Source organism: Pseudoduganella sp. R-34, assembly GCF_049904655.1.
Classification (GTDB): domain Bacteria; phylum Pseudomonadota; class Gammaproteobacteria; order Burkholderiales; family Burkholderiaceae_D; genus Rugamonas.
This window is the reverse complement of the sequence record NZ_CP184572.1, coordinates 6,535,536-6,548,825: the sequence shown is the minus strand read 5'-3', so window position 1 is coordinate 6,548,825 and position 13,290 is coordinate 6,535,536. Positions and strand designations below refer to the sequence as shown.

Sequence of the window (13,290 nt, the reverse complement as noted above, 5' to 3'; positions counted from 1 at the left end):
GGAAACCGTCATGCCGATGTCTTCATCCTTCCACCATCTGTTCGAAGTCTTGCCGGAGGGGCGCCGTGCGCAAGCCGTGCGCCGCTATGCGGAGCATGCGCCGGCGCTGCACAGTTGCCTGCATGCGCTGTATGGGCGCACTCCGGGTTTCGATCTGTGGTATGGCCGCCTGCTGTCTACCGTAGCGGAGTTGCTTGCCGCACGCAGCCCGGCGCTGGCGGCGCTTGACGCCGAACGCGCTGCACAGCCGGGCTGGTTCCTCGGGCAGCAGATGCTGGGCTATTGCGCCTACGTCGACCGCCTCGGCGGCGACCTGCGCGGCGTCGCAAGGCGCATTCCGCACCTGCAGGAACTGGGCGTGCGCTACCTGCACCTGCTGCCTTTCCTGAAGATGCGCAAAGGCGAGAATGACGGCGGCTTTGCGGTAGCCAGTTTCGAAGAAGTGGAGCCGCGCTTCGGCAACAATGCCGACCTCGAGGCGCTGACGGAAAGCCTGCGCGCAGCAGGCATCAGCCTGTGCTCGGATTTCATCCTGAACCATGTGGCGGACGACCATCCGTGGGCGCTGGGAGCCCGCGCCGGGGACCAGCGCCTGCGCGGCTACTTCCACCTGTTCCCGGACCGCGTGCTGCCCGACCGTTACGAAAAGACGCTGGGCCAGGTCTTCCCTCAGGCGGCGCCCGGCAATTTCACCGAAGTGCCGGCAGCGGGCGGCTGGGCATGGACCACCTTCTATCCCTATCAGTGGGACTTGAACTGGTCCAACCCGGAAGTATTCGCCGAGATGGCCTCGACGCTGCTGCGCCTGGCCAACCGGGGGATCGAAGTATTCCGCCTCGATTCCACGGCGTTCCTGTGGAAACGGGAAGGCACCAATTGCATGAACCAGCCGGAGGCGCACCTGATCCTGCAGGCCCTGCGTGCCCTGGCCTCCATCGCCGCGCCGGGTGTGCTGTTGAAAGCGGAGGCGATCGTGCCGATGCGCGAGCTGCCGGCCTACTTCGGCCAGGCTGCGCAACCGGAATGCCATATCGCTTACCACAGCAGCCTGATGGCGGCGGCCTGGGGCTCGCTGGCGGAGCAGGACGCGGCACTGGTGCGCAAGGTGGCCGAAGACACGCCGCCGCTGCCGCCGCACGCAAGCTGGCTCAGTTACGTGCGCTGCCATGACGATATCGGCTGGAACGTCCTGCGTGCGGAAGCCTCGGGGACGGGCGATCCGCAAGCGCGCCTTGCCGCGATCTCGCGCTTCTTCGCGGGTGACGGCGGCAGCTACGCACGGGGCGAAGCTTTCCAGAGCAGCGATCCGAACGCCGCGCACGGCAGCAACGGCATGGCGGCCAGCCTGGTCGGTCTCGAAGGCGCAGATGGCGCGGAGGCCGAAGGGCTGGCCATGCGGCGCCTGATGCTCCTGCACGGCCTGGCGTTAAGCTTTGGTGCGCTGCCGGTGCTGTACATGGGCGACGAGTTGGGGCAGGCCAACGATTACAGTTTCCGCCAGCGCCCCGACCGGGCGATGGATAGCCGCTGGCTGCAGCGTCCCGCCCTCGACGAAGAGCGCCTGGCGCAACGCCACGACATCAGCACGCAAGCGGGCCGCGTCTACGGGGCCTTGCGCGGCCTGGTCGCGGCCCGCCAGCGCATCCCAGCACTGACGGCAGGCGAGCCGCGCTCGCTGCTTGCGTCGGTGTCGGCGGTGCTGGCGCTGCAGCGCGGCCATGCCTTCCTCGCGCTATACAACTTCTCGGGCAAGCCGCAGCAGTTCGCGCTGCAAGGCCAATGGACCGACGCCATCGAGCGCGGCACGCTGTCCGGGAAGATCACATTGGCGCCATGGGCCATGTGTTGGCTCGAGCGCGATCACTGAAAAAACATGATGGAGACAGCCATGTGTGTGGCAATGTTCGGCGAAGCCCTCGTCGATGATTTCGGCAGCGAGCAGGTAGTCGGCGGCGCGCCTTTCAACGCGGCGCGCAACCTGGCAGCCCTGGGCACGCCGGCCCTGATGATCACCCGCATCGGCCAGGACGCCAACGGCGCCGCCGTGCGCGCAGAGTTCGAGCGCTACGGCATGCCGCAATGGGGCTTGCAGACCGACCCCGCCAGGCCGACCGGCCGCGTCGTGGTGGAGCGCGGCCTGCAAGGCCACGCCTTCCACATCCTGCCCGGACAGGCCTATGACCATATCAATGCCGCCTCGGCACGCGCCGCGTTCGAGCCGGCCAGGCCGCAGGTGCTGTACTTCGGCACCCTGGCCCAGCGCCACCTGACTTCGCGCACGGCGCTGATCGAACTGCTGGAAGCCAGCCAGGCGACCCGCTACCTCGACCTGAACCTGCGCGAAGGCCAGTACACGGAGCGCAGCGTCTACGAATCGCTGCGCCACGCCGACATCCTGAAAGTCAACGAAGACGAACTGGCGGCCCTGCTGGCCTGGTATGCGCCGGACGGTCCGCGCCTGGTAAAGGCGCATGATCCGGAGTTGCCGCCGGCGTGCTCCCTGCTGATCGAGAAATTCAGCCTGCAGGCAATGGTCGTCACGTTAGGACCGCGCGGCGCGATGTATATTGGCGCAGACGGCCGGGTGATCCGCGAGCATGGCAACGAAGAGCCGTACAAGCTGGTCGACACGGTGGGCGCTGGCGATGCTTTCTCCGCCGTCTTCCTGCACGGCCATGTGCAAGGCTGGGACTTGGCGCTGACCATGGCGCGCGCCAACGCCTTCGCCGGCGCCGTATGCAGCCTGTCCGGCGCAGTACCGCAGGACCTGGCGTTTTACGAACCATGGACCCAGCGCTGGCAAGCCGCAGCGGAAGGAGCCACGCGATGACGCAGCATAAACCGCATCTGTCGTTCCGGCAGATCGTCAACATGAACATCGGCTTCTTCGGCATCCAGTTCAGCTTTGGGCTGCAGCAGAGCAGCATGAGCCCGATTTACAAATACCTGGGCGCCGATGAAGCCAGCCTGCCTTACCTGTGGCTGGCCGGTCCCGTCACCGGACTGCTGGTGCAACCCGTCATCGGCGCCCTGAGCGACCGCACCGTTTCGCGCTGGGGACGCCGCACGCCGTACTTCCTGATCGGCGCCCTGATTTGCAGCCTGGGCCTGCTGGCCATGCCTTTCAGCCCTGTGCTGTGGATGGCCGCCGGCCTGCTGTGGATACTCGATGCGGCCAACAACGTGACGATGGAGCCGTACCGCGCCTTCGTCAGCGATCGCCTGGCCGTGCGCCAGCATTCGCTCGGCTTCCTGACCCAGAGCGCGTTCACGGGACTGGGACAGACGCTGGCCTACCTCACGCCCTCGATCCTGGTTTACCTCGGCATCAGCCGCGACGCAGTCAACAGCCACCACATTCCCTACACGGTGATCGGCGCCTTCCTGCTGGGGGCTGTTTTCTCGATCGCCTCGGTGTTGTGGAGCTGCTGGACCACGCCGGAATTGCCGCTGTCGCCGCAAGAAGAAGCGGAACTGCGTGCGAAACCCACCGGCTGGCGCCACACCCTGCAGGAAATCGCCGAGGCGCTGCGCGACATGCCGCCCACCATGAAGCAACTGGCCGTGGTCAAGCTGTTCCAGTGGTACGCCATGTTCTGCTACTGGCAGTACATCATGCTGGCGCTGGCGTCTTCGATCTACAAGACTTCCGACCCCGCTTCGGCCGGTTTCCGCGAAGCGGGCTTGCTGAACGGGCAGGTGGGCGCTTTCTACAACTTCGTCGCCTTCCTTGCTGCCTTTGCACTGGTACCGTTCACGCGCCGCTTCGGCCCGAAAATCACGCACAGCATCTGCCTGGCGGCTGCCGGCATCGGCATGCTCAGCATTCCGCTGATCCGCGAACCGCTGCAATTGCTGTGGCCCATGCTGGGCATCGGGCTGGCCTGGGCCAGCATCATGGGCAATCCCTACGTGATGCTGGCAGGCAGCATACCGCCCGAACGCACCGGCGTGTACATGGGCATCTTCAATATGTTCATCGTGATTCCGATGATCATCCAGATTTTCACCTTGCCACTGTATTACCGCAGCTTGCTGCACGGCGACCCTGCCAACGTGGTGCGCCTGGCCGGTGCGCTGCTGCTGTGCGCAGCCGTGGCCGTACTGTTCGTCAAGTTGCGCGCCGCACGACCGCTGTCCGACACTGCTCCGCGCCAGGAGGCTGTTTTGCTAAAATAGCCCGAGCCGATCAACGTGGGGAGGGCAGCGATGTCAGAGCGAGTACTGGTTTTTGGCGAAGCCCTGCTGGACGACTTTGGCGACCAGCAGATCGTCGGCGGCGCCCCCTTCAACGTGGCGCGCAACCTGGCTGCGCTGGGCCTGCCCGCACTGATGGTAACGCGCGTCGGCAACGACCGTTACGGCGACCAGGTGCGCGAGGCGTTTGCAGGCTTCGGCATGAGCACGGAGGGCTTGCAGCATGGCCCGCAGCCGACCGGCCGCGTGCTCGTGGAGCGCGATGGCAATGGCGGCCACCGCTTCCACATCCTGGCCGAACAGGCTTATGACCATATCGAAGCGGCAGCCGCGATAGACGTGATGCGCGCCTTCTCTCCCGACACCGTGTATTTCGGGACCCTGGCCCAGCGCGAGCCGGCTTCGCGCGCTGCGCTCAACGCGGTGCTGGACGGCGCCAGCGAGGCTGAACATTTCCTTGACCTGAACTTGCGCGACGGGGTGGATGAAGCAGTGGTGTTCGCCGCGCTGCAGCGGGCCGACATCGTCAAGGTCAATGAGGATGAATTGCAGGCATTGTTCTCCTGGTACTGTCACACCTGTCCTGACACGGTGGACATGGACTGCGCCGCCGTCGAAGCGGAGGTCCGTGCCATGATGCACAACTTCTCCATCCAGGGGGTGCTGGTCACGCTGGGCGAGCGCGGCGCCATGTATTTCGGCGCTGATGGTTCGCGCGTGGTCGACCACCGCACCAGCAAACCGGCCCGGTTCGTCGACTCGGTGGGAGCGGGCGATGCGTTTGCCGCCGTGTTGCTGGCCGGACGTGCGCGCGGCTGGGAGATGCCGCTGATCCTGGCGCGCGCCAATGCCTTTGCCGGCGCCGTGTGCGGCATTGCGGGCGCGGTATCGCCGGATCCGGCGTTCTACGCGCCCTGGCGCACAGCCTGGGGCCTGGCTTAAGCCGCTGCCACCTTGCGGCGGGTCTGGATCATCTTCCAGCCGTTGCCGGACGGGTCGCGGAAGCCCGCATCCACCGTGCCGTAGCGTTCCACCGGCTCCTGGTTGAATTCCACGCCTTGCTGGTGCAGCTTGTCGTAGGCGGCGAAACAATCGTCCACTTCCAGCACCATCGGCGGCATGGCGCCCTTGGCCACCAGTGCGTTCAGCGCCTGCGCGGTTGCCGCATCATGGACGGGCGGACCCGGCACGTAGAGGCCGAGCTGGAACGATGGCTGGTCTGGGTGCTGCACGGTCAGCCAGCGGTAGTCGCCGTTGCGCACGTCGGTATGGACCTTGAAGCCGAGCTTGTCGACATAGAAAGCCAGCGCTTCATCCTGGTCGCGAACATACAGGCCGACGGTTTGAATACCTTGAGTCATGGGGTGGTCTCCTTTAAGTGAGACTCCATTGTAGGGACGCTCTCCTGGCGCCGCTTCTCCGAAACTGCCATTGTGAGGTCCGGCCGGTGCGCGGCGCTGAGCACGCAGGCCGGCACCCGTCCGGCCTGCTCAGCCTCGAGGCGTACCTGTTCCCGGATGTCGCCCGGGTTCTTGCCGGTGATGTCGCGGAAGGTGCGGCCGAAGGTGCCGATGCTGTTCCAGCCGGTCGAGTAGGCGATTTCGGTGATGGGCAGGTCGGATTCGCGCAGCAGCGTCACGGCGCGCTCGATGCGGCGCGTCAGCAGGTAGCGGTGGGGAGGGAGGCCGAACGCCTCCTTGAAGGAGCGGGCGAAGTGAGTTGCAGAAACGCAGCTCACTTCCGCCAGGCGGCTTACCGGCCATTCCTCTTGCGAGGCGGCGTCCATCTTGTCTTTGGCGCGCAGCAGGCGCCGCAAGAGTTCCGGACTTTGTCCGGGCATTACTCGGCTTCCGACATCTGCGATTGCAGATAGTTCTGGATGCCGATCTTGCCGATCAGGTCGATCTGGGTTTCCAGCCATTCGATGTGCTCCTCGGTATCCTTGAGGATATCCAGCAGCAGGTCGCGCGACACGTAGTCGCCGACTTTCTCGGATTGCGCAATGCCTTCCTTGATGGTCACGTGCGCACCTTTTTCCAGCTTCAGGTCGGCAGCCAGCATTTCTTCGGTGTTCTCGCCGATCAGCAGCTTGTGCAGCGCTTGCAGGTTCGGCAGGCCGTCCAGCATCAGGATGCGGTCGATCAGGCGGTCGGCATGCTTCATCTCGCCGATCGACTCGTCGTACTCTTTCTTGCCCAGCTTGTCGAAGCCCCAGTGACGGTACATGCGCGCATGCAGGAAGTACTGGTTAATCGCTGTCAGCTCGTTGGTCAGCTGCGCATTGAGCAGACGGATAACGTCTTTGTCGCCCTTCATGGGGTTTCCTTCTTGTTTGGTTGGGAATAATGGCATTTTGCCACGAAGCAGGGCTCCCACCTAGTCATGAGGGCAACATAGGATTGCTAACGACATTGCTAATGTAAATGAAAACAATTATCATTTGCGTTTTATCCCAACAATTCAGAGTTGTCCATGTCTTACATTAAGAGCCGCAAGCACGCGCCAGCTACGCTCGCCGCCATCGCCGCCACCCTGGTGATGCCTGTAGCGCAAGCCGAGACCAACACCGCTGCACCAGAGCAGAAAATGCAGGAAGTCGTCGTTACCGGCCAGAATGGCAGCGATTTCCAGGTTAAGAAATCGGCATCCGACAAATTCACCGCCCCGCTGCTGGATACCCCGAAATCGGTGACCGTGATCCCGACCGAGGTGATTTCCCAGACCGGCGCCACCTCCCTGACCGATGCGCTGCGCACCGTGCCGGGCATCACCGTCGGCGCTGCCGAAGGCGGCCAGCCAGTGGGCGACAACCTGTTCATCCGCGGCTACAACGCACAGACCGACACCTATATCGACGGCATCCGCGACAGCGGCTCCCAGTCGCGCGAAATCTTCGCGCTGGAGCAGATCGAAGTCGTGAAAGGCCCGAATTCCGCTTACGGCGGCCGCTCGTCCGCTGGCGGCGGCATCAATATGGTTTCCAAGACCGCCAAGGCGGAAACCTTCAGTAACGCCAGCGTTGGCCTGGGTACCGCGAAATATCGCCGTGTGACCGCCGACGTGAACCGCATGATCGGCGATAACGCCGCCGTGCGCCTGAACCTGATGGGCCATGAAAACCACGTTGCTGGCCATCACGACGAGATTTACAGCGACCGCTGGGGCTTTGCGCCAAGCGTGGCCTTCGGCCTGACCGGTCCGACCAAAGTCAACCTGAGCTACTACCATTACAAGTCGAGCGAGCTGCCGGACGCCGGCGTGCCATTCGACAATCCGTTCACCACCGGCGCGAACGTGGCCAAGAACGGCGTCGGCAAGCCAGTCAACGTGCCAAGCGAGACCTTTTACGGCCTGGTCGACCGCGACTTCCGCGACACCAAGTCCGACATCGGCACCATCGACATCAAGCACGAATTCAGCAGCGGCCTGGCCTTCCGCAACGTGACCCGTTACGGCAAGACCGGCAATGAATACGTCTACACCCTGCCGGACGACTCCAAGGGCAACGTGGTGCTGTATGGCACCGTATGGCGCCGCCACAACAGCCGCAATGCGGAAACCGAGTCGCTGGCCAATGCGTCCAGCCTGACCGGCTCCCTGATTGCAGCAGGCGTCAAGCACAGCTTCACCGCCGGCGTGGAAGTGAGCCGCGAAGTGACCGAGCGCGCGACCTACAACTTCACCCCGGGCACCAACAACCCGCTGACCAAGACCACCACCTGCCCTACCGCAGGCGCGGAAACCTTGTACAACTGCACAACCTTGTCCAACCCGAACCCGTACGATCCATGGACCGTCGGCCAGGTACGCAGCGTGGCGCCGAACGACACCAAGGTGCACACCAACACCCGCTCGGCCTACGGCTTCGACACCATCGAGTTCAACCCGCAGTGGTTGCTGAACGTAGGTGTGCGCTGGGACGAGTTCCGCACCGGCCTGCACACCAACGCCAACACCGCCGCCACCCCGGTTGTGGCTGCGATTGACGCGGAAAACAAGTCCAGCTTCGCCAACTACCAGGCGGGCCTGGTGTACAAGCCAGCAGCCAACAGCAGCATCTACGTGTCGTACGGCACCTCGTCCACTCCTCCGGGCAACGACGGCGGCGATGGCGTGGACGCGCTGTCCACCTCGGTACAGAACCTGAAGCCGCAGGACAGCAAGAACTTCGAACTGGGCACCAAGTGGGAAATTCTGGCACGCAAGCTGTCCGTCAGCGGCGCCATCTTCTCCAGCAAGATGAACAACGCCCGCGTGACCAACGTGGATGGCACCACCCAGAACGTCGGCAAGAAATCCGTCAAGGGCTTTGAGCTGGGCGTGAGCGGCGCACTGACCAGCAACTGGCAGGTCTTCGGCGGCTACACCTGGCTCGATTCCGAAGTTGAGGACAACGGTTTTGTTAACGTCGGCACTACTGCAAAGCCGGTGTATGCTGCATCCCCGTTCAACGGCAACGCCTTCCCGGCAACGCCTAAGCAGAGCGCTTCGCTGTGGACTTCGTACACGATCATGCAAGGCCTGGTCATTGGCGGCGGCGTGAATGCAGTGTCGAAGGTATGGAGCAACGTCAACAACACCAAGTTCGTGCCGGGCTACACCCGCTACGACGCGATGGCGAGCTATGATGTGAACAAGAACATCAGCCTGCAGTTGAACATCCAGAACCTGACGGACAAGCTGTATTACGACAAGGTCGGCTCCAACCACTATGCCGGCGTTGGCGTGGGCCGTACCGCAATCCTGACCGCGAACTTCCGCTACTGATCATGATGCTGCATATCCCCGGCGTGCTGACGCCGGAGCAAGTCAAACACTTCCGCCAACGCCTGGCGGCCGCCGAATGGATCGACGGCCGCGCCAGCGTGGGATCGCAGGGGGCGCAAGTCAAGCGCAACCGCCAGATCGCGGAAGGGACGCCGCTGGCGCTGGAACTCGGGGATATCATCATCAAGGCACTGGCGAAAAACCCGCTGTTCTATTCGGCGGCGCTGCCGCTGAAGATTTTGCCGCCGTATTTCAACAGCTACACAGGCGGTGAGACATATGGCCTGCATATCGATGGCGCGATCCGGCATATGGCGGGCTCGTCGGACGTGATGCGTTCGGACGTTTCCACTACCGTGTTCCTGTCCGATCCCGAAGAGTATGAAGGCGGCGAGCTGACTGTGATGGACAGCTACGGTGCACACGAGGTCAAGCTGCCAGCGGGCGATGCGATCATCTATCCGGCCAGCAGCGTGCATCGCGTGAATCCGGTGACTGCCGGCGAGCGCGTGGCGTCTTTCCTGTGGACGCAGTCGATGGTGCGCGACGACTGGAAGCGCGCCATGCTGTTCGAGCTGGACCAGAATATCCAGAAGCTGCGCGCTTCGCATGGCGATGACGAGGCCACTGTCGGCCTGGCGGGCCATTATCACAATCTGTTGCGGATATGGGCTGACCTTTAAAACCGGTAAACCAGTGTCTGACCCGCAGGGTCAGACACTGAAACACAAACGCCGCGGACTTCGAGAGAAGCCGCGGCGTTTGCACATAGGTGTCAGACCCTGCGGGTCTGACATCGGTTTACCGGTTTTCAGGACATCTGGAAATTGATCGGCACAACCACATACACCGGCTGCGCCTTGCCATCTTCCACATAAGGCTTGAACAGCGCACGCATGACAGCAGCGCGGCCAGCCTCGTCCAGGTTGTTGAAGCCGGACGATTTCTGTACCGAGGCCTGCTCGGCATAACCCTTCTCATTGACCAGCACGCGCAAGGTCACCACGCCCTGTTCGCCCATACGGCGCGACACCGACGGGTACACCGGCTGCGGCGCACGGATATATTCCACAGCGGAGATCACACGCGGGCCAGCCGGTGCGGCAGGCGCCGCCGGCGCCGCAGCAACCGGCGCCACCACGACCGGTGTTGCCGGCGCAGGCTCGGTCACGCGCGCCTGCGAAGGCGGCGGGGTGATGGTATTTTCAATCACGATCGGCAGCATCGGCAGCGGCGGTGGGGTGATCGAAGGCGCTTTCTGCGCGATTTCTACGGTCTTGGGCTGCGAAGCTGGCGGGGGAGGTGGCGGCGGCGCCACAAACGTGACATTCACCACTTCCGGGATACGGTCCACCAGGCGATGCATGGTGCCGTTAATAAAGGCATAACCGAGGACTGCATGCAAGGCGACGACCGCTGCGATCTTGGTCAGCTTGGCGCCGCCAATGCCGGCGTCGAAATCGCCGCCAGCCGGGAAAGTCATCGATTGCATGAAGCGCTCCTTACACGGTCAGTGATGGGCGCTTGAGCACAGTCTCCTGTATTCCGCTGCCCAGATGTTCGTCCAGCACTTCCGCCGCATAGCTGAGGCAGTTGCCGCAGCAGGTGGCCACGCCGAGCGCTTCGCGCAACTCGTCCATGGAGCTGATACCCATATCTATGGCTTGACGGATTTCTCGATCAGAGATGTTATTGCAGACACAAACGATCATTTCAGAGATTACCTTCTGGCTAAGATTGCGATTCCGTTATTGAGAATCATTATCATTACGGTTCCCATTCTACCCGAACAGGGCTACAATGCAAGCGAAATTGAAAACCATTCTCATTTATAATGGCGAGGTTGTATTTCGCCCTGGAAAGTTCACCATGACCCTTGCTCCTACCCTGATCAAGCTTGATTCCCTGCCGGTGGGGCAGAGCGGAACGGTGATCCATATCGCTCCGGGCAATCCTGAAGATACCGAGGACGGCGCTGACCTGGCGCGCCGCCTGATGGAGCTGGGCTTCGTGCCCGGTGAGCGCATCCGCATGCTCAAGCGTGGCCTGCCAGGCGGCGAACCCCTCGCCATCAAAGTCGGCAATGCCACGTTTGCCCTGCGCCGCTTCGAGGCCGCGCTGATCTCGATCCAACCGGAATAAATCAATGGGTGCAGTAGAAAAGGCCGCGCAAGCCATCGCGCAGCAGCCAATGGTCGCCCTGCTGGGCAACCCGAATTGCGGCAAGACCGCGCTGTTCAACCGTTTGACCGGCGCGCGCCAGAAGGTCGCCAACTATGCCGGCGTGACCATCGAGCGCAAGGAAGGCCAGTTCACTTCCAGTGCCGGCAACCAGTACCGCCTGCTCGACCTGCCGGGCGCCTACAGCCTGTCGGCCCATACTCCTGATGAAATGATCACGCGCGACGTGGTGGCCGGCCTGCGCGAAGGCGAGCGTTCGCCCGACGTCGTGGTGTGCGTGGTCGATGCCACGAACCTGCGCCTGAACCTGCGCCTGGTCCTCGAAATCAAGCGCCTCGGCCTGCCGATGGTGCTGTGCCTGAACATGGTCGACGTCGCGAAGAAACGCGGCATCGTGGTCGATGCGGGCAAGCTGTCGCAGGAACTGGGCATGCCGGTGGTCGAAACCGTGGCCGTGAAGAGCGGCGGCGAGAAAGCCCTGGTCGATGCACTGGACGGCCTGTGGCCGTTCTATGAAAGCGTCGCCAACCCGCTGTCCGCCATCGATGCCGTGAGCGTTGAGGAAACCCAGCGCGAAGTGCGCCGCATCCTGTCGGTCGCCGTCAAGGATGCCGACGACCGCGGCAACCGCTCCGAAAAGATCGACCACTTCGTGCTGCACCCGTTCATGGGGCCGATCATCCTGGCGGTCCTGATGTTCTGCGTATTCCAGGCCGTGTTCAGCTGGGCTGAAGTTCCGATGGACATGATCAGCGGCGGCGTCGAGCACCTCGGCGTGCTGGTCAAAGCGCATATGGCCGACGGCGTGCTGCGCTCCCTGCTGGTGGACGGTGTGCTGGGCGGCGTTGGCGCCGTGCTGGTCTTCCTGCCGCAGATCCTGATCCTGTTCTTCTTCATCCTGGTGCTGGAAGACTGCGGCTACCTGCCGCGCGCCGCCTTCCTGCTGGACCGCCTGATGGGTGGCGTCGGTCTCTCCGGCCGCGCCTTCATCCCGCTGCTGTCGTCGTTTGCCTGCGCCATTCCCGGCATCATGGCAGCGCGTACCATCCAGAACCCGCGCGACCGCATCGTGACCATCATGATTGCGCCACTGATGACCTGCTCGGCGCGCCTGCCGGTGTATGCACTGGTGATCGCCGCTTTCATCCCGGACCGCGAAGTGTGGGGCATGTTCAACCTGCAAGGCCTGGTGCTGTTCTGCCTCTACTTTGCCGGCATCATCTCCGCCATGGCAGTGGCCTGGGTCATGAAGCGCTCCATGAAAGCCAAGCGCAACCAGCCGCTCATGCTGGAGCTGCCGGCCTACCACTGGCCGCACATGCGCAACCTGGCCATCGGCCTGTACGAGCGCGCCAAGATCTTCCTGATGCGCGTCGGTACCACCATCCTGACCTTGATGGTGCTGCTGTGGGCCTTGTCCAGCTTCCCGGGCGCACCGGAAGGCGCGACCCATCCGCCGATCTACTACAGCGTGGCCGGCATGCTGGGCCGCGCACTGGAATTCATCTTCGCGCCGATCGGCTTCAACTGGCAGATCTGCATTGCGCTGGTGCCGGGCATGGCGGCGCGTGAAGTAGCTGTTGGCGCGCTGGGCACCGTGTATGCCCTGTCGCAGACTGGCGACGAACTGGCCAACTCCCTGGCACCGGTAATCCAGGCCAGCTGGGGCTTGCCGACCGCGCTGGCGCTGTTGGCCTGGTACGTCTTTGCGCCGCAATGCCTGTCCACGCTGACCGTGGTGCGCCGCGAAACCAATTCGATGAAGTATCCGCTGATGATGGCGGGTTACATGTTCGTGCTGGCGTACACCGCCACATTCATCACTTACCGCGTCGCCCTGGCGCTGGGAGGCTGAACCATGTGGCAGGAAATCGTCGTCGGCATCATCGTGGCAGCTGCCGCGCTGCACGCGGCGCGGAAATACCTGCCGTCCGCCTGGCGCCAGCAGATCGTCCATGCCCTGTCGCGCCGTGGCTTGCCGCAGGAAAAGCTGGCGCGCTTCTTCAATACCGAATCGAGCTGCGGCAGCGGCTGCGGCTCCTGCGGCGGTTGTGGCGATTCGCCCGCGTCTTCAGCCCCTCCTGCCGACAGCGGGCCGGTGCATCGCGTGATCAAGTTGCACGTCCAGCGCTGAATAACTATCTG

The 13,290-nt window shown here is 63.3% G+C and carries 14 protein-coding genes; 9 read left to right on the top strand and 5 right to left on the bottom strand.

Annotated features, from left to right (window positions below):
- Positions 1-10 precede the first annotated feature (10 nt).
- The 4 genes from ACN9MW_RS30075 to ACN9MW_RS30060 are packed head-to-tail and all read left to right on the top strand — an operon-like array spanning position 11 to position 5,139.
- Positions 11-1,867: an alpha-amylase family protein gene (locus tag ACN9MW_RS30075; RefSeq protein WP_426165852.1), complete on the top strand. Its 1,857-nt coding sequence runs from the start codon at positions 11-13 to the stop codon at positions 1,865-1,867.
- A gap of 21 nt (positions 1,868-1,888) precedes the next feature.
- On the top strand, positions 1,889-2,830 hold the full coding sequence (locus tag ACN9MW_RS30070) for a PfkB family carbohydrate kinase (protein ID WP_426165850.1): 942 nt from the start codon (positions 1,889-1,891) through the stop codon (positions 2,828-2,830).
- Positions 2,827-4,179: an MFS transporter gene (locus tag ACN9MW_RS30065; RefSeq protein WP_426165848.1), complete on the top strand. Its 1,353-nt coding sequence runs from the start codon at positions 2,827-2,829 to the stop codon at positions 4,177-4,179. The genes ACN9MW_RS30070 and ACN9MW_RS30065 overlap by 4 nt, the downstream gene beginning before the upstream one ends.
- A 30-nt stretch (positions 4,180-4,209) precedes the next feature.
- Positions 4,210-5,139: a PfkB family carbohydrate kinase gene (locus ACN9MW_RS30060; RefSeq protein ID WP_426165846.1), complete on the top strand. Its 930-nt coding sequence runs from the start codon at positions 4,210-4,212 to the stop codon at positions 5,137-5,139.
- Here the strand turns inward: ACN9MW_RS30060 and ACN9MW_RS30055 are convergent.
- Genes ACN9MW_RS30055 through bfr form a run of 3 tightly spaced genes read right to left on the bottom strand, consistent with a single transcriptional unit; the run spans position 5,136 to position 6,513 of the window.
- Complete coding sequence (locus ACN9MW_RS30055) at positions 5,136-5,558, bottom strand: VOC family protein (protein ID WP_426165844.1); 423 nt, start codon at positions 5,556-5,558, stop codon at positions 5,136-5,138. The two genes, ACN9MW_RS30060 and ACN9MW_RS30055, sit on opposite strands and share 4 nt — an antisense overlap.
- Entirely contained in the window at positions 5,555-6,037 is a 483-nt protein-coding gene (locus ACN9MW_RS30050; protein WP_426165842.1) for a helix-turn-helix domain-containing protein, read from the bottom strand. Before ACN9MW_RS30050 ends, ACN9MW_RS30055 begins: the two co-directional genes overlap by 4 nt.
- Entirely contained in the window at positions 6,037-6,513 is a 477-nt protein-coding gene (bfr, locus tag ACN9MW_RS30045; protein WP_057261376.1) for a bacterioferritin, read from the bottom strand. The genes ACN9MW_RS30050 and bfr overlap by 1 nt, the downstream gene beginning before the upstream one ends.
- A 156-nt stretch (positions 6,514-6,669) precedes the next feature.
- Between bfr and ACN9MW_RS30040 the strand changes: the two genes are divergently transcribed.
- Both ACN9MW_RS30040 and ACN9MW_RS30035 read left to right on the top strand, forming a co-directional pair.
- Complete coding sequence (locus tag ACN9MW_RS30040) at positions 6,670-8,964, top strand: TonB-dependent receptor (protein WP_426165839.1); 2,295 nt, start codon at positions 6,670-6,672, stop codon at positions 8,962-8,964.
- 2 nt (positions 8,965-8,966) lie between these two features.
- Positions 8,967-9,647, top strand: coding sequence for a Fe2+-dependent dioxygenase (locus ACN9MW_RS30035; protein ID WP_426165837.1), 681 nt, complete (start codon positions 8,967-8,969; stop codon positions 9,645-9,647).
- 128 nt (positions 9,648-9,775) lie between these two features.
- Here the strand turns inward: ACN9MW_RS30035 and ACN9MW_RS30030 are convergent, their stop codons facing one another.
- Entirely contained in the window at positions 9,776-10,456 is a 681-nt protein-coding gene (locus ACN9MW_RS30030) for an energy transducer TonB (protein WP_426165835.1), read from the bottom strand.
- Positions 10,457-10,466: 10 nt separating this feature from the next.
- Entirely contained in the window at positions 10,467-10,676 is a 210-nt protein-coding gene (locus tag ACN9MW_RS30025) for a (2Fe-2S)-binding protein (protein ID WP_426165833.1), read from the bottom strand.
- Between the two features lie 157 nt (positions 10,677-10,833).
- Here ACN9MW_RS30025 and ACN9MW_RS30020 point away from each other — a divergent pair, with 157 nt between their 5' ends.
- Genes ACN9MW_RS30020 through ACN9MW_RS30010 form a run of 3 tightly spaced genes read left to right on the top strand, consistent with a single transcriptional unit; the run spans position 10,834 to position 13,279 of the window.
- Positions 10,834-11,106, top strand: coding sequence for a FeoA family protein (locus ACN9MW_RS30020; RefSeq protein ID WP_057261371.1), 273 nt, complete (start codon positions 10,834-10,836; stop codon positions 11,104-11,106).
- Between the two features lie 4 nt (positions 11,107-11,110).
- Positions 11,111-13,000: a ferrous iron transporter B gene (gene feoB, locus ACN9MW_RS30015; protein WP_426165831.1), complete on the top strand. Its 1,890-nt coding sequence runs from the start codon at positions 11,111-11,113 to the stop codon at positions 12,998-13,000.
- A gap of 3 nt (positions 13,001-13,003) precedes the next feature.
- A complete protein-coding gene (locus ACN9MW_RS30010; RefSeq protein WP_426165829.1) occupies positions 13,004-13,279 on the top strand; it encodes a DUF6587 family protein in 276 nt (91 codons plus the stop codon).
- Positions 13,280-13,290 lie beyond the last annotated feature (11 nt).